The sequence below is a fragment of the Streptomyces endocoffeicus genome, from assembly GCF_016741935.1.
Taxonomy (GTDB): domain Bacteria; phylum Actinomycetota; class Actinomycetes; order Streptomycetales; family Streptomycetaceae; genus Streptomyces; species Streptomyces endocoffeicus.
Genome location: NZ_JAERRG010000002.1, coordinates 605,641 through 631,353 on the forward strand (window position 1 = coordinate 605,641; position 25,713 = coordinate 631,353).

At 71.1% G+C, this 25,713-nt stretch carries 23 protein-coding genes; 10 read left to right on the forward strand and 13 right to left on the reverse strand.

The annotated features are described in order from the left end of the window. The first annotated feature begins 55 nt into the window (after window positions 1–55). The 4 genes from JK364_RS10055 to JK364_RS10070 all read left to right on the forward strand — a co-directional run bounded on the left by JK364_RS10055 (window position 56) and on the right by JK364_RS10070 (window position 6,267). Window positions 56–937: an SDR family NAD(P)-dependent oxidoreductase gene (locus tag JK364_RS10055; RefSeq protein ID WP_201849726.1), complete on the forward strand. Its 882-nt coding sequence runs from the start codon at window positions 56–58 to the stop codon at window positions 935–937. A gap of 132 nt (window positions 938–1,069) precedes the next feature. Continuing rightward, a complete protein-coding gene (locus JK364_RS10060) occupies window positions 1,070–1,477 on the forward strand; it encodes a hypothetical protein (RefSeq protein ID WP_201849728.1) in 408 nt (135 codons plus the stop codon). Continuing rightward, on the forward strand, window positions 1,443–5,774 hold the full coding sequence (locus JK364_RS10065) for a DUF6531 domain-containing protein (protein ID WP_230991653.1): 4,332 nt from the start codon (window positions 1,443–1,445) through the stop codon (window positions 5,772–5,774). The genes JK364_RS10060 and JK364_RS10065 overlap by 35 nt, the downstream gene beginning before the upstream one ends. A 4-nt stretch (window positions 5,775–5,778) precedes the next feature. Further along, window positions 5,779–6,267: a hypothetical protein gene (locus JK364_RS10070; RefSeq protein ID WP_201849730.1), complete on the forward strand. Its 489-nt coding sequence runs from the start codon at window positions 5,779–5,781 to the stop codon at window positions 6,265–6,267. Between the two features lie 82 nt (window positions 6,268–6,349). Here JK364_RS10070 and JK364_RS10075 read toward each other — a convergent pair whose 3' ends face one another. From JK364_RS10075 to JK364_RS10115, 9 genes are all read right to left on the reverse strand, one after another. Then, on the reverse strand, window positions 6,350–7,516 hold the full coding sequence (locus JK364_RS10075; protein ID WP_201849732.1) for a Cmx/CmrA family chloramphenicol efflux MFS transporter: 1,167 nt from the start codon (window positions 7,514–7,516) through the stop codon (window positions 6,350–6,352). A 249-nt stretch (window positions 7,517–7,765) separates the two neighbouring features. After that, window positions 7,766–8,896, reverse strand: coding sequence for a glycoside hydrolase family 18 protein (locus tag JK364_RS10080; RefSeq protein ID WP_201849734.1), 1,131 nt, complete (start codon window positions 8,894–8,896; stop codon window positions 7,766–7,768). 6 nt (window positions 8,897–8,902) lie between these two features. After that, entirely contained in the window at window positions 8,903–9,733 is an 831-nt protein-coding gene (locus JK364_RS10085; protein ID WP_201849736.1) for a hypothetical protein, read from the reverse strand. 21 nt (window positions 9,734–9,754) lie between these two features. Then, entirely contained in the window at window positions 9,755–11,200 is a 1,446-nt protein-coding gene (locus tag JK364_RS10090; protein WP_201849738.1) for a hypothetical protein, read from the reverse strand. Next, on the reverse strand, window positions 11,200–11,538 hold the full coding sequence (locus JK364_RS10095; RefSeq protein ID WP_201849740.1) for a hypothetical protein: 339 nt from the start codon (window positions 11,536–11,538) through the stop codon (window positions 11,200–11,202). Before JK364_RS10095 ends, JK364_RS10090 begins: the two co-directional genes overlap by 1 nt. A 160-nt stretch (window positions 11,539–11,698) precedes the next feature. Continuing rightward, the gene (locus JK364_RS10100) at window positions 11,699–12,124 is read right to left on the reverse strand and encodes a Fur family transcriptional regulator (protein ID WP_201849742.1); all 426 of its coding nucleotides are present in this window, start codon (window positions 12,122–12,124) and stop codon (window positions 11,699–11,701) included. Window positions 12,125–12,314: 190 nt separating this feature from the next. Next, entirely contained in the window at window positions 12,315–13,187 is an 873-nt protein-coding gene (locus JK364_RS10105; protein ID WP_201849744.1) for a metal ABC transporter permease, read from the reverse strand. A gap of 1 nt (window position 13,188) precedes the next feature. Next, window positions 13,189–14,073: a metal ABC transporter ATP-binding protein gene (locus JK364_RS10110; protein ID WP_230991654.1), complete on the reverse strand. Its 885-nt coding sequence runs from the start codon at window positions 14,071–14,073 to the stop codon at window positions 13,189–13,191. A gap of 11 nt (window positions 14,074–14,084) precedes the next feature. After that, entirely contained in the window at window positions 14,085–15,080 is a 996-nt protein-coding gene (locus tag JK364_RS10115) for a metal ABC transporter substrate-binding protein (protein WP_201849746.1), read from the reverse strand. A gap of 150 nt (window positions 15,081–15,230) precedes the next feature. Here JK364_RS10115 and JK364_RS10120 point away from each other — a divergent pair, with 150 nt between their 5' ends. Then, on the forward strand, window positions 15,231–16,613 hold the full coding sequence (locus JK364_RS10120) for a glycine--tRNA ligase (protein ID WP_201849748.1): 1,383 nt from the start codon (window positions 15,231–15,233) through the stop codon (window positions 16,611–16,613). Between the two features lie 138 nt (window positions 16,614–16,751). Further along, on the forward strand, window positions 16,752–17,045 hold the full coding sequence (locus JK364_RS10125; RefSeq protein ID WP_230991655.1) for a hypothetical protein: 294 nt from the start codon (window positions 16,752–16,754) through the stop codon (window positions 17,043–17,045). Here the strand turns inward: JK364_RS10125 and JK364_RS10130 are convergent. Then, complete coding sequence (locus tag JK364_RS10130) at window positions 17,014–17,688, reverse strand: hypothetical protein (RefSeq protein WP_201849750.1); 675 nt, start codon at window positions 17,686–17,688, stop codon at window positions 17,014–17,016. The genes JK364_RS10125 and JK364_RS10130 overlap by 32 nt on opposite strands. 93 nt (window positions 17,689–17,781) lie before the next feature. Here JK364_RS10130 and JK364_RS10135 point away from each other — a divergent pair, with 93 nt between their 5' ends. Both JK364_RS10135 and JK364_RS10140 read left to right on the forward strand, forming a co-directional pair. After that, window positions 17,782–18,987 (forward strand): sensor histidine kinase, encoded by a 1,206-nt coding sequence (locus tag JK364_RS10135; RefSeq protein WP_201849752.1) that lies wholly within the window; start codon window positions 17,782–17,784, stop codon window positions 18,985–18,987. Continuing rightward, window positions 18,975–19,619 (forward strand): response regulator transcription factor, encoded by a 645-nt coding sequence (locus tag JK364_RS10140; RefSeq protein ID WP_201849754.1) that lies wholly within the window; start codon window positions 18,975–18,977, stop codon window positions 19,617–19,619. Before JK364_RS10135 ends, JK364_RS10140 begins: the two co-directional genes overlap by 13 nt. 94 nt (window positions 19,620–19,713) lie before the next feature. Here JK364_RS10140 and JK364_RS10145 read toward each other — a convergent pair whose 3' ends face one another. Together JK364_RS10145 and JK364_RS10150 are read right to left on the reverse strand one after the other, a co-directional pair. Next, window positions 19,714–19,896 (reverse strand): hypothetical protein, encoded by a 183-nt coding sequence (locus JK364_RS10145; protein WP_307841212.1) that lies wholly within the window; start codon window positions 19,894–19,896, stop codon window positions 19,714–19,716. Between the two features lie 3 nt (window positions 19,897–19,899). Beyond that, on the reverse strand, window positions 19,900–21,345 hold the full coding sequence (locus JK364_RS10150) for an MFS transporter (protein ID WP_201849861.1): 1,446 nt from the start codon (window positions 21,343–21,345) through the stop codon (window positions 19,900–19,902). 134 nt (window positions 21,346–21,479) lie between these two features. Between JK364_RS10150 and JK364_RS10155 the strand changes: the two genes are divergently transcribed. Continuing rightward, a complete protein-coding gene (locus tag JK364_RS10155; protein ID WP_372461934.1) occupies window positions 21,480–22,409 on the forward strand; it encodes a helix-turn-helix transcriptional regulator in 930 nt (309 codons plus the stop codon). Between the two features lie 346 nt (window positions 22,410–22,755). Here JK364_RS10155 and JK364_RS10160 read toward each other — a convergent pair whose 3' ends face one another. Then, window positions 22,756–24,246, reverse strand: a complete 1,491-nt coding sequence (locus JK364_RS10160) for an MFS transporter (protein ID WP_201849756.1) — start codon at window positions 24,244–24,246, stop codon at window positions 22,756–22,758. A 197-nt stretch (window positions 24,247–24,443) separates the two neighbouring features. Here JK364_RS10160 and dusB point away from each other — a divergent pair, with 197 nt between their 5' ends. Next, the gene (gene dusB / locus JK364_RS10165) at window positions 24,444–25,655 is read left to right on the forward strand and encodes a tRNA dihydrouridine synthase DusB (protein WP_201849758.1); all 1,212 of its coding nucleotides are present in this window, start codon (window positions 24,444–24,446) and stop codon (window positions 25,653–25,655) included. Window positions 25,656–25,713: the final 58 nt, after the last annotated feature.

The window sequence follows — 25,713 nt, forward strand, 5'->3', positions numbered from 1 at the left end:
CATCGAAACGGATAGCTATCCGATTATGGGTGGCGAGTCGGCGGAGGGCGGAGCCATGGAGCAGCGGGCGGTCGTGACGGCGGGGACCGGGGGGATCGGTCTGGAGACCGCGATGGGGCTGGCGGCGCGCGGGTTCGCCGTCACCGTGGTGGGCCGCGACGCGGAGCGCGGCGCCCGCGCGGTCGAGCGGATCGCCGCGGTCGCCACCGGCGGCGAGCCGCACTTCACGGCGGCCGACCTCGCGTCCCTCGCCGATGTCCGCGCGCTCGCCGCCCGACTCGCGGCCGAGGGCCCGCTGAAGGCCCTGGTCAACAACGTGGGTGCGATGTTCGCCGACCGGCAGCGGACCGTCGACGGGATCGAGGCGACGTTCGCCGTCAACCACCTCTCGCCGTATCTGCTGACCGAACTGCTCCTCGATCAGCTCAAAGCGGGCGGGCCGAGCCGGATCGTGAACGTCAGCTCCGGCGCGATACGCGTCGCCAAGCGCACCTTCGACGCCGTCGAACCGCCGGGTGGCTACTACGGCTTCCACTGGTACGGCCGGGCCAAGCTCGCCAACCTCGCCTACACCCTGGACCTGGCGGAACGCCTGCGCGGCAGCGGTGTCACGGTTTTCGCGGCCGACCCCGGCGGCGCCGCGACCGACATGACCAACGGCACCATGCGCTCACCGAAGATCGTCTCCCCGGCGCTGCGCCTGCTGTGGCCGCTGGTCCGGCGGGCCTTCGAACGCGCCACCGCCGGACCCGCGGCCCTGGCCGCCCGGTCGCCCATCGTCGCCGCGACCGACGCCTCACTCGACGGCCGTACCGGCCTGCTCATCGGCCCCCAGGCCACCCCCGTCCCCGCCTACCGCGGAAGCACCGACCCCCGGACGGTCAGCGAGGTGCTCAAGCTCAGCCGACAGCTGGCACCCGTTGGCGACGATCGCTGATCGTGCCCTGAGCCGTTCCGGGTTGGCACTCTTTACTCGCTGTAGAGGCCACATTGAACGGTCCGTGAGAGTTGCCGCCCTAGCCTGGAAGCTTTGTATGACAAACGCTCAGTTCAGCGGGGGAGGCGTCGCATGGGCAGCGGCGGCGGGCACGACGGCGGGCACGGCAGTGGGCACGGCGGCGGCAAGGTCCTGGACATCAAAGTGGCGGACATCAAGTCGGTCGCGCCGACGTTCCACCACCAGGCGGTGAAGCTGAGTGAGGCGCTGACCACGCTGATCTCGACACTGGACGGCTATGGCGAGCCATGGGGGGACGACAAGCCCGGTAAGGACTTCGCCAAGCAGTACAAGCCGGCCCAGAAGCACATCGAGTCGGCGGCCGGCATTCTCGTCCTCGGCCTGACCAGCATCTACGAGGCGATGAACGACATGGCCGACGGTCATGTCGACAACGACAAGCTCATCGAGGGCATGTTCACCAAGGCCAAGCACGGCTCGGGTCATGACCAGGGTCCGGGCGCGGACGGCCATCGGTGAGCCGTCGGTGAGCATCGGGAGCGAGATCGAGGAGAAGGCCAAGGCCCTCCTCATGAAGCTGGGCATGTGGTGGCCGGACGCCAACTCCGGCACCCTGCGCCACGCCGCCGACGCCTGGCGGACGTTCGCCGACAGCGTGGACGATGTGCGGGTCGCGACCAACAAGGCGGCCACGACGCTCGTCCACCACAACAAGGGCGAGGCGATCGACGCCTTCGAGACCTTCTGGGGGCGTTACGCCAAGGGCGAGGACGAGGGCTGGCTGAGCAATCTCGCCAAGTCGGCCCGGAACATGGCCAAGGCGCTGGACAAGTTCGCCGACACCGTCGATGACGCGATCGAGAAGCTGTGGACGCAGATCAGCATCGATGCCGTCGCGCTCGTCGGCGGTGGGCTGCTGACCATCGTCACCGGGGGCGCCTCCGACGGGGTAGCGGCGGAGATCATCGCCATGGCCGCCGGTCTGGGCGTCGCCGTGGAGGAAGCGGTCGCCGTCATCGCCGCGGAGATGCTGACGGGCGCGGTCTTCACCAGCGTGCTGTCCGTGACGATCGACGCGGCCGTGGCCCAGCCGGTGAAGATCGCTCTGGGGCAGCAGAAGGGCTTCAGCCTGGACGAGGTCAACCAGGCGGCCAAGGACGGCATGATCGACGGCGGGATCTTCGGCGCCGGGCTCGGGGTGCTCAAACCCGGTGTGATGCCGAAGCTCACTGGCGTCCCGGACCTGCTCAAGCCCCCGAAGGTGCCCTCGCTGCGCCCGAACCTCGTCGAGGAGGGCCCGGCCGCCCGCCCGACCAAGAAGTGCCCGTGTACGGGTGAGCCGATCGACATCGCGACCGGCGCGATGCTGATGGAGCACACCGATCTGACGCTGCCCGGTTCGCTGCCGCTGGTCTTCGAGCGCACCCATGTGTCCTCGTACCGGGGCGGGGTGTGGTTCGGCCCGACCTGGACCAGCCTGCTGGACGAGCGGATCCAACTCGACGCGGAGGGCGTGGTCTTCGCCGCCGCGGACGGGATGCGGCTGGTGTATCCGGTGCCGGAGCCGGGCGTGCCGACGCTGCCCGCGAAGGGCGCGCGGTGGCCGCTGGAGTGGGACGGCAAACCGGACGGCGTCATGACGGTCACCGATCCGGAGGCGGGTGTGGTGCGGACGTTCGTCCGTCCCACCGCCACGGAGGAGCCGGGCGCGGTCTACCTGGTACTGGAGAGCCTCCAGGACCGCAACGGCGCGCGCATCGACATCGAACGCGCCCTGAGCGGCGCCCCGCTGGCCGTGCGCCACTCCGGGGGCTACTACCTGGCTGTTGACACCGAGGGCCAGCGGGTCACCGCGCTCCGGCTCCTCGACGAGCCGCCGTCGGTCTACACCCCCGAGCAGGGCCGCGAGGGCGGCACCGTGGTGATGCGCTACGGCTACGACGAAGCGGGCAACCTTACCGAGGTCATCAACTCCAGTGGTACGCCCCTGCGCTTCACCTACGACGGCGAGGGACGGGTGACGTCCTGGACGGACCGCAACGGCACGTCGTTCCGGTACGTCTACGGGCCGGACGGGAAGGTGGTGCGCACCGAGGGCAGCGACGGCGTCTTCAACGGCGGCCTGGAGTACGACGACGAGGCGCGCACGACCGTCTACACGGACTCGCTCGGCCACCGCACGGCGTATCGCTACAACGCCGACGGTCAGCTGATCGAGGAGACCGATCCGCTGGGCCACACCACGCTGACGGAATGGGACGCGCGCGGCGACCGTAAGGTCGCGGTGACGGATCCCCTGGGCCGTACCACCCGCTACGCGTACGACGAGGACGGCAACCTGACCGGCGTCACCCTGCCGGACGGGGCGCGGGCGGACGCCACGTACAACGCGTTGTGCCTGCCGGTGGAGGTCACCGAGCCGGGCGGCGGAACGTGGCGCCATGCGTACGACGACACGGGGAACCTCCGCTCGACGACTGACCCCGTGGGGGCCACCACGGCCTACGGTTACACCGAGCGGGGCCACCTGGCCGAGGTGACGGACGCGCTGGGCAACACCACGCGTCTGACCCCGGACCGGGCCGGACTCCCCATCGCCGTAACGGACCCGCTGGGGCACACCACGAGCATCCGCCGGGACCCCTTCGGCCGGGTGGTGGAGGCGACGGATCCGCTGGGCCATACGACCCGTATGGGCTGGACGACCGAGGGCAAACCGGCGTGGCGGGAGGAGCCGGACGGCGCCCGGGAGAGCTGGACCTGGGACGGCGAGGGCAACCTCCGCACCCACACGGACCCGGCGGGCCACACCACCCACCAGACCTCCACCCACTTCGACGTCCCCGCGACCCGCACGGAGCCGGACGGCGCGGCGTACGCCTTCGCCTACGACACCGAACTGCGCCTGACCGAGGTCACCAACCCCCAGGGCCTGACCTGGACCTACACCTACGACCCGGCGGGCCGGCTCACCTCCGAGACCGACTTCAACGGCCGCACCATCGGCTACACCCACGACCCGGCCGGCCACCTGCTGTCCCGCACCAACGGCGCGGGCGAGACGCTGCACTTCACCCGGGACGCGCTGGGCCGCACGACGGAACAACGCGATGAGGCGGGCGCACGGACGACCTACGCCTACGACGCACAGGGCGCCCTGACCCAAGCGAGCAACGCCGATTCGGTGGTGTCTCTCGGACGGGACACGGTGGGCCGGGTCCTGTCAGAAACGGTCAACGGCCGGACGACGACGTACGCGTATGACGCCGTGGGCCGCCGCACCGAACGCACGATGCCCTCGGGACTGACGAGCGCTTGGACCTACGACGAGTCAGGCCGCCCGGCCGCACTGCGTACGGGGACGGCCGGCACCCTGACCTTCACGTACGACGCGGCGGGCCGCGAGACGGAACGCCGCGTGGGCGAGGCGGTGAGACTGACCCAGACCTGGGACACGGCCGACCGCCTCACGACACAGACGATCGGTGAGGGCCGCGACAGCGAAGCGAACCGGATCCTCCAACACCGCTCCTACGCCTACCGCCCGGACGGCTACCTGACCGAGATCCGCGAGCTGACGTCCGGCACCCGCCGCTTCGACCTGGACCCGGTCGGCCGCGTCACCGCCATCCACGCCCACGGCTGGACCGAGACGTACGCCTACGACACGGCGGGCAACCTCACGAATGCCACGGCCCCCGACCACGCGTCACCCGGCGACCGCGAGTTCACCGGCACGATCATCCACCGCGCGGGCCGCACCACCTACGAACACGACGCCCAGGGCCGCCTCACCCGCCGCACCCGCAAACTCCTCAACGGCCAGACCCGCACCTGGACCTACACCTGGAACGCCGAGGACCGCCTGACGGACGCGACCACCCCGGACGGCGACCACTGGCGCTACGCGTACGACCCCCTCGGCCGCCGCATAGCGAAACAGCGCCTGGCGGATGACGGCACGATCGCCGAATCGGTCGACTTCACCTGGGAAGACACCCGCCTTGCGGAGCAATCCACACCGGAGGGCAACCACACCACCTGGGACTACGCCCCGGGCACCCACCGCCCCCTGACCCAAACCGACCACACGTCACTGGTGCGTGAGCCCGGCGAATCCCTCATAGAGAAATTCACCGGCGCCGATGACGACACCACACCGCGCTTCCACGCCATCATTACGGACCTGGTCGGCACCCCAACGGAGTTGGTCACCGCAGCCGGTGACCTGGCCTGGCAACACCGCACCACCCTCTGGGGCACCCACTTCCCCTCCGGGGCGAGCACCTCAACGGTCGACTGCCCCCTCCGCTTCCCCGGCCAATACGCCGACCCCGAAACGGGCCTGTACTACAACTACTTCCGCCACTACGACCCAGAGACGGCCCGCTACGTCACCCCCGACCCGCTGGGCCTCGAGCCTGCCCCCAACCATCACGCATATGTCCGCAATCCTCATGCGGATTTCGACCCACTCGGCCTCAAGGGCAAGAACTGCAAGCCCAGTGTTTCCCCGGTGGCATCGGACTGGGCGACCAAGGGAGCACATGTCCACGTCGGACAGGACGAGGTCCGCGTCTTCATCGACAAGGACGGTAAAGTCGCTGGGGAACCGATCCGGCTCAAGTCAACCGGCTGGGCTTCAGACAAGAGCGTCAAGACCGCTGTTGATGCCGTGAACAACGACACGAAGCTCCGCGCCGACCTGCTGGCGAAGGCCAAGTCGGCGAAGGAGCACATGGACGACCACAACTGGGGAAACAAGCAGAATCGCTCTGGGGAAATGCAAAAGATTATCGAGTTTCTGGAGGACTGAGCACGTGAACGGCATTTCCTTCATGGCGAGCTTCATCGCCACGGGCCGACTGCACGGCGTCGGCATTGGATCGTCCACCGGAGAGGTCGATGAGGCACTGAAGGTTGACTTCATTGACGTGGTCGACGAGGAGTACGGAACGCTTCGCAGGGACTACGGATTCGTGGAGCTGTACTTCTCCGGCGGCCCGGGGGAGTGGGGCATGACCAGCGGGATGATCGAACTGCACCGGCTGGCTGGTGATGAGGAAGGCATGGCGGCGGAATGGCGTCGCGATATGGGCGTGGAGTTTCCGGAGTACTGCTCCTGGAGCGAGCTGAGGGAGGAATTGTCACGAACCCCCGACGCGCCTGAGCTCGATCTTCGCTCTCAAGGCGGTTATCTCGAATACCGAGCACCGGAGACCAAGGTCTCCGTGCTGGTGGTGGATAGCGAGGAGGAGCGTGACGACTGTCCGGGGCGTGGGGACGTCTGGAGCCTGAGCCTGGGCTGATGGCTGCGGAGGGAGTGCGACGTCAGCCCACCAAAGGCCTTGCTGGGCGTGCTGATGTCGCACTCGACCACCGGCCGGTGGGTTATCCGGCTTCCTCGACCCCAGCTCGGGCAACCCCTACCCGGCAAGCCGCGACGGCGGCGACCGCCGTCGCGGACAGGGCGGCGCTGACCCACGCCGCGTCCCGGTAGTCGCCCGTCGCCCCGGTCGCGACGCCCGCGATCAACGGGCCCAGGAAGGCACCCGCGTTCAGCGCGACCGTGGCGAACGAGCCGCCCAGCGAAGGGGCCTGGGGCGCGACGTGCATGACGCGGGCGACGAGTGTTGAGCCGATGCCGAACGACAGGGTGCCCTGGACGATCGTCACGACGAAGAGCAGGGCCGTGTACGCACTGGTCGCGGCCAGCACCGCCCAGCCAACCGGCAGGACGCACAGCGCCAGGAGCAGGCCCCTCCCGAGCCCGCCGTCGGCCTTACGGCCGGCCGTGGTCACCCCCACGAACGAGCCCACCCCGAACGTGGCGAGGAGGGCGGGGACGGCCGCGTCGGGGAGGTGGGCGATGTCCGTGGCGATGACGGCCAGGTAGGCGAAGGTCGCGAAGGTCGCCCCGTTCACCACGGCCGCGAGGGCCATCGCCAACCGCACCGGACGCGACCGCAACGCACGCGCCTCCCGCCTGATCGAGACCTCCGCCCGGCCCGCCGCGTCGGCGGGCGCCTGGCGGAAGACCAGTGCCAGCGCGGGCAGGCACAGGGCGGCCACGGCCCAGAACGCGGAACGCCAGCCGGACCAGTCCCCGAGCAGCGCCCCCGCGGGGACGCCCGCGACGCACGACAGGGTGACCCCGGACAGCAGAACGGCGGTGGCCCTGCCGCGCCGCTCCGCGGGGACGAGGGCCGCCGCCACGGACATCGCGACCGCCAGAAAACCGGCGTTGACGATCGCGGCGACGACACGCGTTCCGAAGAGGACGGCGAAGTCCGTCGTCATCGCGCCGATCACATGCACCACGACGAACGCCGCCAGAAACCCCGCCAGCGCCCTGCGCCGCGGCCAGCGCGCGCTCAGCGCGGCCATCACCGGGGCGCCGACGATCATCCCGATCGCATACGCGGACGTCAGACTCGCCGCGGCTCCCACCGATACGGAGAGGTCGCGGGCGATTCCCGGTACGAGACCGGACAGCATGAACTCGGACGTCCCTTGCGCGAAGACGGCAAGCGCGAGGACATAAAGGAAGACAGGCAAGAGGTCGACTCCAGCGATCAGCGATGAGCGTATGCGGGCAAGAGCGGCCACGTGCTGGAGGTCGGACTACGTCACGAGCCCGAAACGGAACCAGACACACGGAGTCGTGTCCGGTCGCTGGAAGCGAGATCGACCCAGAAGTCAGGTCAGTGGTTCAGACAACTACTCGCCGCCGAGCGACCGGCGGCTCCGTTCTGTCTGATTCAGGGCTCATCACGTCGGGCACCGTACCCACAACCCCCACCGGGATCAATCCGATTTCGGCGCGCCCCAGCCCCTCCGGTACGCGGCCCAGTCGCCCGGTGTCGCCGCGAAGTCCACATACAGCGCGACGCCGAACCGCTCGCGGCGCGCGTCCTCGCGGCTCAGACCGAGGCGGGTGCCCCGGACGGCCGCCGCCACCGTCTCGGCCGACTCGTGGTGGCCGATGTCGTCGGTGTGGAAGGCAGGTAGGCCCATCAGCAGGTCGGTGCCGCTTGGGGTCGCCTCGAGGGCCAGTCGCGTCTGCTGCGCCACATAGCCTCCGTACAGGCTCTCCATGGGCATCGCCGTGTCGTAGGACATCACCGCGATCTGGTCGACCCGGCGGGCGACCGCGCCGAAGTACGACTGCGACCACCACTTGGGGTGACCGGCGACGAAGCCCGCGACGGAGTGGAGGGAGGGGAGCGGGTCGATCTGGTGGGCGGCCACCGACAGCGGTGCGCGGTGGGCGCGGGTGACCGCGTGCACATCGTCCAGCAGCGACAGGTAGTCCCGGTCGCCGGAGTGCAGGGGCTCCAGATCGAAGTGGACGCCCGCGAACCCCGCGTCCAGCACTTGGCGCGCCGAGCGCACGACGCGTTCGCGCGTCGCCCGTTCGCCGAGGTCCAATCCCGTCTCGCCCTCGGTCGACAGCACGTCGCCGAGCCACGCCTGAACGCGCACCCCGGGCAGCTCCCGCCGCACGGCGTCCACCAGCCACCGGGCCTTCGGATAGCGCGCCGCGGGCAGGCTGCCGTCATGTTCCAGCGGGCCCGCGTGGACGTACAGGTCCCGGATGCCGGTGCCGCGCATCCGCTGGACCAGCTCGGCCAGCTGGGCCTCATCATTGCGCCCGTCCACCCAGGCATGCCCCAGCCACACCGCGTCCCGCTCACGGGTCCGCGTCCCGGGCGCGGGATCCCCCGCGTACTGCAGCCGCAGCGACACCCCGGCGGTCAGCAGGGGCACCACCAGCAGCACAGCGGCACCCGCCGCCACCCGCTTGGGCCACTTCAGCCGCGGATGCGCCCAGCCCCGCACAAACGCCACGCGCCCCCGCCCGAGCACGGACGCCGCTCGGCGCAGCACGCGGACGGGGGTGCGGTCGGGGGTGCGGCCGGGGTTTTCCGAGGGCATCGGCGGTCAGCCTCCGTCGTAGGACACGACCGTGCCGTGCAGGGTGTCGGCGACGCGTGACCCGAGGTCGTAGTCGCAGAGGTTGACGGTCCAGTTGCCGGCCGTGACCAGGGTCGCGGGCACGCCCTTGTAGGCGATGGCCTCGCGCAGCACCGCGTTACGGTCGGCGTCCGAGGCGTGCAGGGCGAGGGTGGCGCAGTTGGGTGAGCCGGTGTCCTTGCCGGTGGTGCAGGTCAGGACGGTGTCCGAGCGCTGCTTCCGGTCGTCGCAGCCCACCGCCGCCGCGAGGTCGTCGGCGAGGGCGCCGACGGTCCGGTAGCGGGGGGTGCGGGGGATGTCCGGGAGCGGATAGTCGGGGATCTCGGCCTTCTCGGGCGGCAGGACGACGCCGCCGAGAGCGGCCGCGACGCGGTTCGCGAAGCGGGGCTCGGTGACCCATACGAACCAGTGACCCGCGGCGACCAGGGTCTGGCTACTGGGCGGCTTTCTCCGGGAGGCGATGGAATCGCCGACATCGTCGCGGTCGAAGACCTCCGGATTGAGCACGTGGATGTCGTTCTCGAACTTCGTGCCGTCGATGACGGACGCGCATCCGAGGCTCGACCCCCCGCGCCCACTGCCCTGCGAGCGGCGAGTGACCTTGCACGGGACACCGCCCGCCTCGAGGGCTTCCACGACCGCGTCGGCGTCCGCGTACTCGGGCTTCGTGGGCACATTGCCCGGCATCGTGGCGCTCGGGCCGGGCGACGAGCCGGTGCCGCCCTGCGTGGTGTTGCCGCACGCGGCGAGGACGGCCATGGCCATCCCCGCCACGAACACGCTGATCACTCGCTTCATGAACTCACTTCTTCAGGGGGCCTAGCCCGTCGCCGAGGGACGCGGTGTGAGGCCGGGGCTGGGCTCGGTCGGCTTCTTGTCGCCGCCCCCGCCACCGCCTCCATCGTCGTCGTTGCCACCCGAGGACGGCGGGGTGGGGGACTTCCCGGGCTCCGGCGACGGAGTACCGGGCTCCGGCTCGCCGGTCCCGGTGCCGGGTGTGTCGCCGCCGTAGATCGGGTCGATGGTGAACGAGTGCCCCTTGGGGGTGGCGCCCTCCAACTGCGCCAGGGCCTTCTCGCGCTCCTCGTCGCTCAGGGCCTCCCACGCCTTGGCGTCCTCGAGGCGCGGCTGGAGCTTGTCCCAGTTCTCGCCGCGGGTCTTGATGTCGCCCCCTCGGTGGTCCGAGTCGTCCCCGTACTGCTCGTTCTTCTCGCGGACGTCGGGAGTGTCGGCGGCGTAGAGCACGAACAGCTGCTTGTCCGTGTCCGAGCCGTACGGATTCTTCTGCAGCTGCTGGAGGTAGTACGCGCTCAGGCGGATGTCCTCGTTGGGGTTCTCCTCGATGTACTTGGTGAGTTGGGCATCGCTGAGGTCTCCCAGGTACGTGCCGTCCGCCGCGGTGAACACATCGCGGTTGTCAGCCATGACCTTACGGGCCGTCCCCAGCTTCATATGCGTGATACCGAGCGACTTGTCCGGCTTGATCGTCTGCTGGAGCGTCCAGTTGAACATCCTGCCGATGCTCGGCAGGAGACCACGGCCGTCCTTGTCGTAGTTCTGGTACCACTGCTGCTCCTGCCAGAGGATCGACAGCAGCAGCGTCTTGCTCATTCCGGTCTCCCTCGCGGCCCGTTCCACGGCGGCGAGCTGCGCGGGGGAGACGTTGATCGGGTGCGGGCCGTCGGGCGCCCCCGTCAGGCGCAGTGCGATGGCCAGCGGGCTGTTCTTCTTCAACGCCTCCTTGACCAGCTTGGGGTCGGAGATCTCGGTGAGGCCCCTGATGGTCCGCAGCGCGGCCGACGCCGTGGTGTCGGCCTTGGTCGCGCGGGACAGGGCGCCCTCGATGATGCCCTGGGCGTGCCGGACCGGCTCCGACTGGCTGTCGTCACCTTTTCCGGAGGCCACCGGCTTGGAGTGGGCGACGCGACCGCTGTCGTCGACGGTCAGCTCATGGTCCTTGGCGTAGCCGAGGGCGCTGTTCAGATCGCGCTGGGCGGCCTCGATCTCGTCGGCCAGGTCGTCGTAGACGCGGCACAGCTCGCGCAGCGCCAGATGCGCCGCCTCGTAGTCCTCGGCGTGCTTGACGAAGGTGCGGCGGGCGGCGAGCCCCGCGTCGGACACCCACTGCTTCTCGATCGTGCGGGCCACGTCCTCGCGGGCGAAGGTGCCGATCTCCTCGCAGTGCTTGGCGGCGCTGAGGGCGTCGTCGGCGGCGTCGCGCCAGGCTCGCGGGCTCGCGGAGCGGAGGTCGGGTACGGAGACCATCAGGCACCCTCCAGCCAGCGGGCGTCCTTGCGGAGTTCCGCCTCGATGGAGAGGTCGGTGTCCATGTAGTCGTCCATGGCATCCGTGATGGCGGCGGCCGCTTCCCTCGCCGACTTGCCGAGTTCGTGCAGGCGGTTGCGCCATGCCGTGACGCACTCCTGGTTGGGCGTCGCGGCCGCCCAGCCCGAATGGGCCTTCCCGGCGGCCTCGGGGTCGTCCAGCTTGGTCTTGTTCTGCCCCGTCGCGCTGGCGGTGTGGAAGGCGCCCGCGGTCTTCTTCGGGGACGGCGGATCGACGAAGAGGCTCGGCAGCCCCGGTAGATCGGGAAACAAGGACATCAGGCTTCCCCCCAAGTAGCCGTAATGTTCATGTACTTGGCACCGTACTCGGCGCCCGGCCGAAGGCGCAGGGTGCCGCGCGTACGGGTGTGGTTTCAGTACAAGGCTGTGACGGCCCCGGGGGAAGGGGACCGCACGGGGTGACCCTGCGGAGCGAGGGTCAGCCCCGGGACGCCTTTGCCGCGGCGCAGTCGCCGCAGGTGCCGAAGATCTCGATCGTGTGGGCCACGTCCACGAAGCCGTGCTCGGCGGCGATCGCGTCGGCCCACTTCTCGACGGCGGGGCCCTCCACCTCGACCGCCTTGCCGCAGGCGCGGCAGACCAGGTGGTGGTGGTGCTCCTCGCTGTTGCACCGGCGGTAGACCGCCTCGCCCTCCGTGGTGCGGAGGACGTCGACCTCGCCGGCGTCGGCGAGGGACTGGAGGGTGCGGTAGACGGTGGTCAGGCCGACCGAGTCGCCCCGGTGCTTGAGCATGTCGTGGAGCTCCTGCGCACTGCGGAACTCGTCCACCTCGTCCAGTGCCGCGGCCACCGCGGCGCGCTGCCTGGTGGACCGGCCGCGTACTGGGGGACCGGCGGTCGCCACAGCTGCCTCCTCAACCTCGCATGCTCCGTCGCTCTCGGGGCCCGTTCCGCGCCCACCGCGCTTTCTGCCCGGCCATTGTGCCAGTTATCGCTCGGGTAGCGGACGAGACTGATGGGATGGGCGACGGAGCCGGGCACTGGCTGTGCACTGGCCGGGCAGTGGACCACGAGCGTGTCCTACGAGCGGTGGACTATACGAGTACATCGTCCCTCAGGGTGCATCGTTCCTCGGCCGCTGCCACCCGTTGGGCGCGTCTTTTCGCCAGGGGCGCGGCCAGGGCCGTGATCAGGGCGAAGACGCCGATGGCGAGGACGACGATGCTCGCGCCGGGCGGGACGTTCTTGTAGAACGAGAAGACCGTGCCGGACAGGGTCACCACGACGCCGATGGTGATCGCCAGCGCGAGCGTCATCGCGAAGCCCCGGGTGGCCTGCTGGGCGGCCGCGACCGGGACCACCATCAGGGCGCTGACCAGGAGCAGGCCCACGACGCGCATGGCGACGGTGACCGTGACGGCCGCGGTGACGGCCAGCAGCAGATTGAGCGTGCGCACCGGGAGGCCGGTCACCCGGGCGAACTCCTCGTCCTGGCAGATCGCGAACAGCTGGCGGCGCAGCCCCAGGGTGATCAGTACGACGAAGGCGGCGAGCAGGGAGATCGCGACGACGTCCTCGGGGGAGACCGTGGTGATCGAGCCGAAGAGATACGTGGTGAGGTTGGCGTTGGAGCCGGTCGGCGAGAGGTTGATCAGCAGCACACCGCCCGCCATCCCGCCGTAGAAGAGCATCGCGAGCGCGAGATCGCCGCGGGTCTTGCCGTACCAGCGGATCAGCTCCATGAGGATCGCGCCGAGGGCGGAGACGGCGACGGCGGTCCACACCGGGTTGGTGCCGGTCAGGAAGCCGAGGGCGACGCCGGTGAGGGCGACATGGCCGATCCCGTCGCCCATGATCGCCTGGCGGCGCTGGACGAGGTAGATGCCGACGGCGGGCGCGGTGATGCCCACCAGGACGGCGGCGAGCAGGGCCCGCTGCATGAAGGCGTAGTCGAGGATCTCGAGCATCTCAGGTCAGCAACCCTGTCCGGATCGGTTCGGCGTCGGGCGCCGCATGGGGATGGACGTGATCGTGGCCGGGCAGCGCGTGCTGGCCGACGGCCTCGGGCGGCGGTCCGTCGTGGACGACGCAGCCGTCGCGGAGCACCACCGCGCGGTCGATCAGCGGCTCCAGCGGGCCGAGCTCGTGGAGGACGAGCAGGACCGTGGCGCCGCCGGCGACCTGCTCGCGGAGGGTGCCCGCGAGGATCTCCTGGCTGGCGAGGTCGACCCCGGCCATCGGCTCGTCCATGATCAGCAGCTCTGGTTCGCCCGCGAGGGCGCGGGCGATCAGTACGCGCTGGTGCTGACCGCCGGACAGGGCGCTCACCGGGTCCCGGGCGCGGTCGGCCATGCCGACGAGCTCCAGGGCCCGCTGGACGGCCGCCCGGTCGGCCTTGCGCGGCGGCCCGAACCGGCGGCGGGCCAGCCGCCCCGCCGAGACGACCTCGCGCACGGTCGCGGGGACGCCGCTGGCGGCGGTGGTGCGCTGCGGTACGTAACCGATCCGGGCCCAGTCGCGGAAGCGGCGGCGGGGGATGCCGAACAGGGCCAGCTCACCGCCGCTGAGCGGCACCTGGCCGACGACGGACCGTACGGCGGTGGACTTGCCCGAGCCGTTGGCGCCGAGCAGCGCCACGACCTCACCGCGGCGGACGGTCAGATCGATACCGCGCAGCACGGGGCGGCCACCGAGGGTGGCCGTCGCGCCGCGCAGGGATATGGGGTCCGCGGCCGGGTCCCCGGCCACCGCGGATTCCCCGGCCACCCCGGACTCCTCCCGGGCGAGCCCGGATTCCCGGGCCACTCCGGATTCCCCGGCCACTCCGGATTCCCGGGTCTCCTCGGCTTCCATGGCTTCCTCCGTCACTTGGCGCCCAGCGCCTTCCGCAGCGCCTGCAGATTGGCTCGCATGACCTGGATGTAGTCATCGCCCCTGGACTTGGAGCCGATGCCCTCGATCGGGTCCAGCACATCGGTCCGCAGATGGAGATCGCCCGCCAGTGTCTTGGCGGTGCGGTCGCTCACCAGGGTTTCGAAGAAGACGGTGTTGACCTTGTCCTTCTTGGCGATGGTGTGCAGTCCCTTGACCCGGGCCGGGCTGGGCTCGGACTCGGGGTCGAGCCCGGAGATCGCCTCCTGCCGCAGGCCGTAGCGCTCGGCGAGATAGCCGAAGGCGGCATGGGTCGTGATGAAGGTGTCCGAAGAACGGCCCTTCAAACCGCTCCGGAAGTCCTGATCGAGCGTGCTCAGCTCCTTGACCAGGGCGATGGTGTTCCTCTTGTACATCGCGGCGTGATCGGGGTCGGCCTTCTCGAGCGCCTTGCCGACGCCCTTGGCCACCTGGGTGTAGCGCACCGGATCCAGCCAGATGTGGGGGTCGGCGGCCGCGTCGCCGGAGTGGTCGTGCCCCTCGTGCGCCTCCTCGCCCTGGTGCCCCGCCTCGCCCTCGCCGCCGTGCCCGTGGTCGCCCTCGACCTCCGTGCCGTGGTCCTCCAGCGAGGTGTACGAGGCGGCGTCCGCCAGCTGCCTCGGCTCGGCCTGGGAGATGGCCCGGTCGACGGAGGGCTGGAGCCCCTTGAGGTAGACCACCAGACCGGCCTTGCTGAGGTCGGCGGTCTGCCGGGGGCTGATCTCCAGATCGTGCGGTTCGACGCCCGGCTTGGTCAGGGAGGAGACATGGACGGCGGTCCCGCCGATCCGCTGGGCGAGGAATTGCATGGGATAGAACGACGCCACCACATCCAGCTTGCCGTCCGTCCTTCCGTCCCCGGCGTTGGTGGAGCAGGCTGTGAGGGTGGTCAGACCCAGTGCGGCGGCTCCCACGAGGGCGGTCGTGGGCCTGAGGCGGCGTATGTTCATGACTCTCATTTTCAACAAAGATGGAAACGATTGTCAACAAGTGACCTCTTGTTGATCGCTTCGGCTATCGATTTGATCCGGGGGGTGCCGCCGCCGGTAACCTGAAGCATTCGCTTCGTCGTCAGTGTCGTCATCAATGAAGAGAGCACCGTGGCCGCCGACAAGATCGACACCATCGTCAGCCTCAGCAAGCGCCGTGGCTTCGTCTACCCGTGCAGCGAGATCTACGGCGGCCAGCGCGCCGCCTGGGACTACGGACCGCTCGGCGTGGAGCTGAAGGAGAACATCAAGCGGCAATGGTGGCGTTCCACGGTCACCTCGCGTGACGACGTCGTCGGACTCGACTCGTCCGTGATCCTGGCCCGTGAGGTGTGGGAGGCGTCCGGCCACGTCGCCACCTTCACGGACCCGCTGACCGAGTGCACCTCCTGTCACAAGCGGTTCCGCGCGGACCACCTGGAGGAGGCGTACGAGGCCAAGCACGGCCGGCTCCCCGAGAACGGCCTGGCCGACGTCAACTGCCCGCACTGCGGCAACAAGGGCAGCTTCACCGAGCCCAAGCAGTTCTCCGGGCTGCTCGCCACCCACCTCGGCCCGACCCAGGACTCCGGCTCGGTCGCGTATCTGCGCCCCGAGACCGCCCAGGGCATCTTCACCAACTTCCTCGCCGTCCAGCAGACCTCGCGCCGGAAGCCGCCGTTCGGTATCGCGCAGCTCGGCAAGTCGTTCCGCAACGAGATCACGCCGGGGAACTTCATCTTCCGTACGCGTGAATTCGAGCAGATGGAGATGGAGTTCTTCGTCAAGCCGGGCGAGGACGAGAAGTGGCACGAGTACTGGATGGAGCAGCGCTGGAACTGGTACCGGGACCTCGGTATCCAGGAGGCGAACATCCGGTGGTACGACCACCCCAAGGAGAAGCTCTCCCACTACTCCAAGCGCACCGCTGACATCGAGTACCGCTTCCAGTTCGGCGGCTCGGAGTGGGGCGAGCTGGAGGGTGTGGCCAACCGCACCGACTACGACCTGAGGGCGCACTCCGCCGCCTCCGGCCAGGACCTGTCGTACTTCGACCAGGAGGCCGGCGAGCGCTGGACCCCCTACGTCATCGAGCCGGCGGCGGGAGTGGGCCGCGCGATGCTGGCCTTCATGCTCGACGCGTACGTCGAGGACGAGGCGCCCAACGCCAAGGGCAAGATGGAGAAGCGCACCGTGATGCGGCTCGACCCGCGGCTGGCGCCGGTCAAGGTCGCGGTGCTGCCGCTGTCCCGCAACCCGCAGCTCTCGCCGAAGGCCAAGGGGCTCGCCGCGGACCTGCGCAAGCACTGGAACATCGAGTTCGACGACGCGGGCGCGATCGGCCGCCGCTACCGCCGCCAGGACGAGATCGGCACGCCCTTCTGTGTCACCGTGGACTTCGACACCCTCGACGACAACGCCGTCACCGTGCGCGAGCGCGACACGATGAAGCAGGAGCGGGTCTCCCTCGACCAGATCCAGTCCTACCTCGGCGGCCGTCTGATCGGCTGCTGACCCGGTCCGGGCCAGCGCGCCCGGACCACGGGTACCGGACACACACCCGACGACGGGCTCCGGCGCCGCGGACAGGAGATCCGTGGCACCGGGGCCCGTCGACTCGGCAGAACGGGGGGTTCACCAGTCGTGCGCGGCGTGACGCATCACATCACCGCCATCCACGAGGACGGCACGGTCTTCGAGGTGAGCTACGGCTACGGTCCGGGGCAGCGGCGGCTGCTCGGCTGCCGGCACTGCGACTGGCAGGAGCGGATCACCTACGGCGGCGCCCGGCACAAGGGGCTCGACCACCTCGCCCAGGCGCACGGGGCCCTCGGCTCGCCGCGGATGACCGCCGACGCGGCGGCACGTCGGCAGGTCGTCCTCATCATGCTGGCCTGTTTCGCGGTGGCCGCGGTCATCGTCTGGTGGGCCGCCTCCCAGGGGTGAGCCGGTCCGTGGTGACCGGGTCCGTGGTGGGCCGGTCTGTGGCGGGTTGGACCGTGGTGGGTTGGTCCGTGGTGACCGGGTCCGTGGTGACCGCGGCGGTGGGCCGTCGTTCCCGGCCGAGGGCCAGCGCCGTGCACACCGCCGCCAGCGGCAGCTCCGCGCAGAGGGCCATCGCGACCGCCGCCGCCAGCTCCCCGCCCGGCGCGGCCGTCACCGTGTCGAACCACGCGTCCACCACCAGCAGCGCCCCCGTCGCCGCAGCGGTCAGCCGGTGGCGGTCGTCGCCGCGCCGGCGCAGCGCGGCGGTGGAGAGCAGCCCGAGCGCCTCGAGGGCGTCCAGGCCCACCCACGCGACGTTCCAGTGGCCGACCCGCGCCGTGGACGGCAGCGTCCGGGCCAGTACGTACAGCCAGGGGACCAGCGCCGCCCCCGAGACCAGCAGCACCGACTCCGGCCGTACGAGCCGCCGGGCAAGCGTGAGCCGCGCCCTTCGCGCGGTCGCCGGGCCCGCCGGGCCGGTGGCCGGAGCGGCGGTGGGCGTGGGGGCGAACAGGGTGGTCATGGCGCGGATCTCCTTCCGGGCCCGGTCGGTCGTCCCGGGCACACCGCAAGCCTGGTCGGCGCCGCCTCCGGTGTCGGTCACACCAGTTGCCGACTCGGGGTGGCACCAGATACACCCCGAATCCGGGCAGGTGGTCCAGCGCGCGGCCGCCCGGGGCCGCTCTAAGGTCGTCGCATGAGCCTCCTCACCGCGATACGCCCTGCCTTCGGGCGTTCGCAGCACCGGCTGCGGCGCGACGCCCGCTTCGGATTCGCGGGTATCGCGGTGCAGTTCATGGCCTGGGCGGTGCCGATGAGCGTGCCGTGGCTGATCTACGACGACGCCTCGTCACTGATGGACGTCCTGCTCGCGCTCACCGTCCCGCTGGCCGCCCCGGCCGTGGCCACGCCGCTGTTGACGCGCGTGCAGCGGCGGCGGTTCGGGGCACTGCTCGGCGTGGAGATCCCCGGGCCCCGGCGGGCGCGGCAGCAGCTGTGGTACCACCTGCTGGCCGGACCGGCGGTGGCCTTCGGCGGGGTGCTGGCCTGGAGCTCGGCCCTCGTGGGCGTGGCGGCCGCGACCGTGTTCCTCTGGCGGCAGCCGGCCGGGCGGCTCAAGTTCCTGCCCGACGCCACGGCGGCCGCGTATCTCACCGTGGGCGGCCTCGCCCTGCTGGCCCTCGCCTACTGGCTCATCGGCGCCCTCGCCCGGCTCGACACCCGCGCCGCCACCGCGCTGCTGGGCCCCGTCCCCGCCGAGGAACTGGAGCGGCGGGTCGAGGACCTGACCGAGAGCCGTGCGGGCGCGGTCGACGCGGCGGACGCCGAGCGGCGCCGCATCGAACGCGATCTGCACGACGGCGCCCAGCAGCGGCTCGTCTCCATGGCGGTCAACCTGGGCCTGGCCAAGGCCACGCTCAAGGATCTGCCGGACGAGGCGCGGCAGGTCATCGACGAGGCGCACCGCGAGGCCAAGGGGGCCATCGAGGAGCTCAACAACCTGGTGCGCGGGCTGCACCCGGCCGTCCTCGACGAACTCGGCCTGGACGCCGCCCTCTCCGGGATCGCCGCCCGCGCCCCGCTGCCGACGCGGCTGCACGTCCACGTCCCCGAACGGGCCGCCCCGACGGTCGAGGCCGTCGCGTACTTCGTCGTCTCCGAGGCCCTCGCCAACATCGCCAAGCACGCCCGGGCCACCCGGGCCGAGGTCACGGTCGTCCGGACCGGGGACACGCTGCGGGTGGTGGTCACCGACGACGGGGTGGGCGGTGCCGACCCCGCGCGGGGCAGCGGCCTCGGCGGGCTCGCCAAACGGGCCGGGTCGGTGGACGGCACGTTCGACATCAGCAGCCCCCGTGGGGGCCCGACCGTCATCACCGTGGAGCTGCCGTGCGCGCTGTGATCGCCGAGGACTCGGTTCTGCTGCGGATCGGACTGGTCAAGGTCGTACAGACCGCGGGCTTCGAGGTCGTGGCGGAAACGGACGACGCCGAGGGGCTGCTGGCGGCGGTCGAGGAACACCGTCCGGACATCGCGGTCGTGGACGTCCGGATGCCCCCGGGCTTCACGGACGAGGGCGTCCGGGCGGCCCTGCTGATCCGGCGGCAGTGGCCGGACACCGCCGTACTGCTGCTGTCGCAGTACGTCGAGGAGCGGTACGCGGCGGATCTGCTGACGGCCCACACCGAGGGGATCGGCTATCTGCTCAAGCAGCGGGTCGCGGACGTCGAGGAGTTCATCGACGCGCTGCGCCGGGTGGCGGGCGGCGGCACCGCCCTGGACCCGCAGGTCGTGGCCCAGTTGCTGGTGCGACGGCACAGCGATCCGCTGGACCGGCTGACCTCGCGTGAGCGGGACGTACTGGAGCTGATGGCGGGCGGGCGGTCGAACGCGGGGATCGCGGGGGCGCTGGTGATCAGCGAGAGCGCGGTGGCCAAGCACATCAACTCCATCTTCGGGAAGCTGGACCTGCCGGTCGCCGAGGCGGACCACCGCAGGGTGCTGGCCGTGCTGCGCTTCCTGGGCGTGGGCTGAGGATCTCTCGCCGGGACCCCTGGTCCCGGGCCGGGCCCCCTGGTTCCGGGCCGGGCCCCTGGTTCCGGTGGCCCCGAGCGGGGGCCCGTCAGCTCTAACGGGCCCGCGGACCGTCCAGCAGCAGCTCGCAGAGGGCCGCGAAGGCCGGGTCCAGGTCCGGGTCCGACCACCGCGGCGCGTAGCCGGGGCCGTGGAACCGCGCCGTCGCGTCCCACAGCGCCCGGCCCGTGGCACGGGCATCCCGCATCATGAGGACGGCCTCCTCGACGGCGGCCACCTCCTACGACACCTTGCGCGGCAGCCGCAGGCTCATCAGCAGGGTCAGCGCGATCGCCGCCAGCTGGGCCGCGAGCGTGATGACCAGCGCGTCACCCATGCCCGCCGACGGCCCCAGGGAGAGGAAGAGCGTGCCGAGCGTCGCCACGCCCAGCGCCAGTGCCGACTGCTGGGTGGTGACCATCACGCCGCTCCCCACCCCGGCCCGCTCGTTCGGCACATCGGCCAGCACGATCCGGATCAGCACCGGAAGCTGCAGCCCCTGCCCGAACCCGGCCAGCGCGACCCCCGGCAGCAGCCCGGCCAGCGACAGATCCGGCCAGTCCCGCCATACGGTCAGCATCAGCAGCGCGATGCCCACCGCCTGGATCAGCCCGCCCGCGGTCACCACACGGCTGCCGTACCGGCCCACCAGACGCGGCCCCATCAGCGAGGCCACGAAGAACGTCGTGGCCATCGGCGCCAGCGCCAGCCCGGCCTCCACCGGCCCGTACCGCAGCCCCTGCTGCAGCGCGACCGCGATGACGAACATGAAGCCGCCGAAGCCGATCGAGAACGGCACCACCATCGCCAGCCCGCGCCGCAGTCCGGGCAGGGCGAACAGGCTCGGCGGCAGCAGCGGCGTCCTGCCCGCGCGGTCCGCGCGCCGCTCCACGACGTAGAACGCGGCGGCCACGAACGGGAACGCGCCCAGCCCCAGCCAGGTCCACAGCGGCCAGCCCGCCGCCCGCCCCTCGGTCAGCGGCACCATCAGCGTGATCAGCGACAGCGCCAGCAGTACGGTGCCCGGCACATCCACCGGCGCGGGCCGCTTCGAGCGGGTCTCGGGGACCGTGCGGACCGCGAGAACCAGGCCGATCAGCGCGACCGGCACATTGACCAGGAAGACCGCGCGCCACCCGGTGCCCGCGATGTCCGCGGCCACCAGCACACCGCCCAGGATCTGCCCCGCGACCATGGACAGACCGGCCGTCGCGCCGTACATGCTGAGCGCGCGGGCGCGGCGCGAACCGCTGGTCGAGGAGTGGATCGTGGCCAGCACCTGCGGAAGCATCAGCGCGGCCGATGCGCCCTGCGCCACCCGGGCGCCCACCAGGCTCCAGGCGTCCGGCGCGAGCCCGCAGGCCAGCGAGGTCAGCCCGAAGGCCGCCATCCCGGCGAGGAAGAGCCGGCGCCGCCCGAAGGTGTCGCCCAGCCGTCCGCCGAGGACCAGCAGCACCGCGTACGCCACGCCGTATCCGGCGACGACCAGCTCCAGTACGGCCGGACCGGCGTGGAGGTCGTGGTCCATGGTGGGCAGGGCCACATTGACGATGAAGAAGTCGATCAGCGGCAGCGCCGCGCCCAGCAGCACGGTGAACAGCCCGAGGGGGCTCAGCGCGGGTCCGGCGGAGGTGGGGGTCCGCCCGGGGGTCTTCGTCGCACCCGGGGCGGCGGTTCTCGTCCGTATCGTCCGTATCGTGGAAATCTGCGTTTCGGTCACGCTTACGAAGATCCCGCCTCGCTCAGGCTGGTACCAGAGTGTCTTTATCCTGGTACAAGAAGTACCTGGCAACCGGCTGAGCCCTCGGGCACCCTGGAGCCATGACCACGATGGTGCGGGACGCGACGGCCGGGGCCGCGGCCGAGGGCAGGAGTGCCGCGGGGGCCGAGATACGCAGGGGCGAGCTGGCCGCGTTTCTGCGCAGCCGGCGGGAGCGGATCACGCCCGAGCAGGTGGGGCTTCCCCGGGGCCGCCGCCGGCGCACCCCCGGGCTGCGCCGCGAGGAGGTCGCGCAGCTCTCGGCCGTCGGCGTGACCTGGTACACCTGGCTGGAGCAGGCCCGCGACATCCACGTCTCGGCGCAGGTCCTCGACGCCATCGCCCGCGCGCTGCTCCTTGACCGCAGCGAGCGGACCCATCTCTTCGCCCTCGCCGGGACCGTCGACCCGACCCCGGCGAGCGAGTGCACGGGCGTTCCGCAGTCGCTTCAGCTCATGCTGGAGCGGCTCGAGCCGTACCCCGCCTGCGTCCAGAACAGCCGCTTCGACCTGCTCGCCTACAACCGCAGCTACCGGCTGCTGATGTGCGACCTGGACCAGGTGGCGCCGGAGGACCGCAACTGTCTGTGGCTGGCCTTCACCAACGATGAGTGGCGTTCCAGCCTGGTGGACCGGGAGGAGACGATCCGGCTCATGGCGGCCAAGTTCCGCGCCGTCATGGCCGAGCATGTGGCCGAGCCCGCCTGGAAGACGATGGTGAAGCGGCTGGAGGACGCCTCGCCGGAGTTCCGGGAGATCTGGGCGCGGCATGAGGTGATCCGGCCCGGCGACAAGATCAAGGTCTACCGCCAGTCGCGGGTGGGCATCCTCCGGCTGGCCTCCACCAGCCTGTGGACCGGCCCCCAGCAGGGCTCCAAGCTGCTCACGTACACCCCGGCGGACGTGGAGACGCGGGAGCGGCTGGAGCGGCTGCATGCGCTGGCGCTCGCGGCGGAGGAGGTGGCGGGGGAGGCGTCCCCGGCGGCGGTCTGATGCCCCGGACCCGCCGCGCGGCGGATCTTTCCCCTCCCCGCCCCTTCCCGTAACCAGGGACTGCGCCCCTGGACCCCGGCCTGGGGCTGCGCCCCCGACCCCGACCTGGGGCTGCGGCCCCCGACCCCGGCCTGGGGCTGCGGCCCCCGACCCCGGCCTGGGGCGCGGAGCCCCACCCCCCCCCGCGGCGGAGCCGCATATCGATCGATGCGCGGGAAGGGGGCGGAGCCCGGTCCGGGGTCTGGGGCGGAGCCCCAGTTTCGGGAAGGGGCGGGGAGGGGAACAGCCCGCCGCAGGCGGCACCGTGCGCCGGACGCTCGCCCCCCTCGCGCCCCCCTCGCGCCAACTACGCCTTCGCGTCCGCCGAGGTCTGCCCCGTCGGCGTGTCCTCCTCGAACAGCGCGGCCGCGTGCCGGGTCGTCCTCTCGGCCCAGCGGCCCGTGGTCACCAGCCCCAGCAGCAGGATGACGGCACCACACGCGGCGATGATCCACCACGCGGGACGGGCCGCGTCCACGAACGACGCGGCGGCCGCGGGCGAGGCCTCGTGCCCCATCCCGCCCGCCGCCGCCGACGCGGCGCCCGCCGCCAGCACCGCGCCGATGACCGCGACGCCGAGCGACTGGCCCACCTGACGGCTGGTGGAGGCGACGGCCGCGGCCACCCCGGCCTGGGTGCGGGGCATCCCGGAGACCGCCGTATTGGTGATGGGCGCGTTGACCATGCCGAAACCGAGGCCGAACAGCACATAGCCGATCAGCAGCCCCGCATCGCCGGCCTGGGCGTCGAAGACGGCGAACAGGACCCCGCTCGCCGTTATGGCCACCCCGGCCACCAGCATCGACGGCCGTGGCCCGCGGGCGCCCACCAGCCGCCCGGACAGCGGCGCGCAGACGAAGCACATGAACGCCATGGGCAGCATCCACAGCCCGGCGTGCAGCGCGTCGAGCCCGCGCACGTCCTGGAGGTAGAGCGTGTTCATGAAGAGATAGCCGCCGAGCGCCGCGAAGGCGCACACCGCGACGACCGTCGCCCCGCTGAACGGCGCGCTGTGGAAGAACCGCACATCGATCAGCGGTTCCGCACGCCGCCGCTCGTAGCGGATCAGCGTGAGCAGCCCCAGGGCGGCGATCCCCGCACAGGCCGCGATCAGCGGCGAGTCCCAGCCGCGGTCCGGCGCCTCGATGATCGCGTACGTGAGGGTGCCCAGTACCGCGATGACCAGCAGCTGGCCGACGGGGTCGGCCCGGCGCGGCTTGGGGGCACGCGACTCGGGGACGTAACGGGCGGTGAGGAGCAGCGCCGCGAGCCCGACCGGAATGTTTATCCAGAAGATCGAGCGCCAGCCGACGGACTCGACCAGCAGCCCGCCCACGATCGGCCCGGCCGCCATGCTGATGCCGACGACCCCGCCCCAGGCCCCGATGGCGCGGGCCCGCTCCCTGGGCTCGGTGAAGACGTTGGTGATGATCGACATGGCGACGGGGTTGAGCATCGAACCGCCGATCGCCTGCACCATGCGGAAGAGGACCAGCGTTTCCAGGTTGGGCGCCAGGCTGCACAGTCCCGAGCCGAGGGTGAAGATCACCAGCCCGGTCTGGAAGGTGCGCTTGCGTCCCACCCGGTCGGCCGTCGACCCCGAGAGCATCAGCAGGGCGGCGAGGACCAGGGTGTAGGCGTCGATCGTCCACTGCATCCCGGAGACGGAGGCGTGCAGATCACTCCGTATCGAGGGCAGCGCGACATTGAGGACCGTGTTGTCGAGGCTGACGAGCAGCAGGCTCATGCAGCAGATCGCCAGCACAAGCATGCGCCGCCGATGGCTGAGCTCACGCATGGTTGAACGCTACATCGATACCGTCGGTGCGGCGGTCAGCACCGCCCTGTCGATCCCTCTCGCGGGTGCGGGACACCTCTCACGGGTGCGGGACAAGTTCCCACTCGCGGGTGCGGGACAAGTTCCCTCTCCCGGTGCGGGACAATAAGAGATCGGCCCCGCCCTCCCACCGTAGTACGCACGAGGAAGCTGATCCCATGACGCAATCGCCGCAGACGCCGCACCCGGAGCGGACGCAGCTGCGGATCGGACCCCATACGGTCCAGCCGCCGGTCGTCCTGGCACCGATGGCCGGGATCACCAACGCTCCGTTCCGCACCCTGTGCAGGGAGTTCTCGGGCGGCAAGGGACTGTTCGTCAGCGAGATGATCACCACCCGGGCGCTGGTGGAGCGGGACGCCAAGACGATGCGGCTGATCCACTTCGACGGCACCGAGAAGCCGCGCTCCATCCAGCTGTACGGAGTGGACCCGGTGACCGTCGGCAAGGCCGTCCAGATGATCGTGGACGAGGACCTCGCCGACCACATCGACCTCAACTTCGGCTGCCCGGTGCCCAAGGTGACCCGTAAGGGCGGCGGCTCGGCGCTTCCGTACAAGCGGCATCTGCTGCGCTCGATCCTGCGCGAGGCCGTGACCGCGGCGGGCCCGCTGCCGGTGACCATGAAGATGCGCAAGGGCATCGACGACGACCACATCACCTACCTCGACGCGGGCCGGATCGCGGTCGAGGAGGGCGTGACCGCGATCGCCCTGCACGGCCGCACCGCGGCCCAGCACTACGGCGGCACCGCCGACTGGGAGGCGATCGCCCGCCTGAAGGAGGCCGTCCCCGAGATCCCGGTGCTGGGCAACGGCGACATCTGGTCCGCCGACGACGCGGTCCGGATGATGCGCGAGACGGGCTGTGACGGGGTGGTCGTGGGGCGCGGCTGCCTGGGGCGGCCCTGGCTCTTCGGCGATCTGGTGGCCGCGTTCGAACCGGGCGGCGGGGCGTCGGTGTCCGGCCCCGGGGCGCCGGGGTCCGACTCCGGGGCACCGGGGTACGCGCGGCCGACGTTCAAGGAGGTCGCGGCCGTGATGCGCCGCCACGCCGAGCTGCTCGCCGAGTGGCTGGAGGACGAGGAGCGCGGCGTGATCGACTTCCGTAAGCATGTCGCCTGGTACACCAAGGGCTTCTCGGTGGGCTCGGAGATGCGCAAGCGACTGGCGATCACCTCGTCCCTCGCCGAGCTGGACGCCCTGCTGGCCGAGCTGGACCTGGACCAGGAGTGGCCCCCCGGCGCCGACGGCCCGCGCGGCCGCACCTCGGGCCGCAACCGGGTGGTGCTGCCCGACGGCTGGCTGGACGACCCGTACGACCGCGCGGGCGTCGGCGCGGACGCCGAGCTCGACACCTCGGGCGGCTGAGCCTGGTAGACGGGGGCGTAAACCGGGTAAGGGGCGACCGGAACCGGGTAAGGGGCGA

Bases quoted from the DNA above. Each gene is read 5' to 3' on its own strand.
- JK364_RS10055 (WP_201849726.1), top strand. From the start codon at position 56: ATGGAGCAGCGGGCGGTCGTGACGGCGGGGACCGGGGGGATCGGTCTG.
- JK364_RS10060 (WP_201849728.1), top strand. From the start codon at position 1,070: ATGGGCAGCGGCGGCGGGCACGACGGCGGGCACGGCAGTGGGCACGGC.
- JK364_RS10065 (WP_230991653.1), top strand. From the start codon at position 1,443: ATGACCAGGGTCCGGGCGCGGACGGCCATCGGTGAGCCGTCGGTGAGC.
- JK364_RS10080 (WP_201849734.1), bottom strand. From the start codon at position 8,896: ATGCCCTCGGAAAACCCCGGCCGCACCCCCGACCGCACCCCCGTCCGC.
- JK364_RS10085 (WP_201849736.1), bottom strand. From the start codon at position 9,733: ATGAAGCGAGTGATCAGCGTGTTCGTGGCGGGGATGGCCATGGCCGTC.
- JK364_RS10090 (WP_201849738.1), bottom strand. From the start codon at position 11,200: ATGGTCTCCGTACCCGACCTCCGCTCCGCGAGCCCGCGAGCCTGGCGC.
- JK364_RS10095 (WP_201849740.1), bottom strand. From the start codon at position 11,538: ATGTCCTTGTTTCCCGATCTACCGGGGCTGCCGAGCCTCTTCGTCGAT.
- JK364_RS10105 (WP_201849744.1), bottom strand. From the start codon at position 13,187: ATGCTCGAGATCCTCGACTACGCCTTCATGCAGCGGGCCCTGCTCGCC.
- JK364_RS10110 (WP_230991654.1), bottom strand. From the start codon at position 14,073: ATGGAAGCCGAGGAGACCCGGGAATCCGGAGTGGCCGGGGAATCCGGA.
- JK364_RS10115 (WP_201849746.1), bottom strand. From the start codon at position 15,080: ATGAACATACGCCGCCTCAGGCCCACGACCGCCCTCGTGGGAGCCGCC.
- JK364_RS10135 (WP_201849752.1), top strand. From the start codon at position 17,782: ATGAGCCTCCTCACCGCGATACGCCCTGCCTTCGGGCGTTCGCAGCAC.
- JK364_RS10155 (WP_372461934.1), top strand. From the start codon at position 21,480: ATGACCACGATGGTGCGGGACGCGACGGCCGGGGCCGCGGCCGAGGGC.
- JK364_RS10160 (WP_201849756.1), bottom strand. From the start codon at position 24,246: ATGCGTGAGCTCAGCCATCGGCGGCGCATGCTTGTGCTGGCGATCTGC.
- dusB (WP_201849758.1), top strand. From the start codon at position 24,444: ATGACGCAATCGCCGCAGACGCCGCACCCGGAGCGGACGCAGCTGCGG.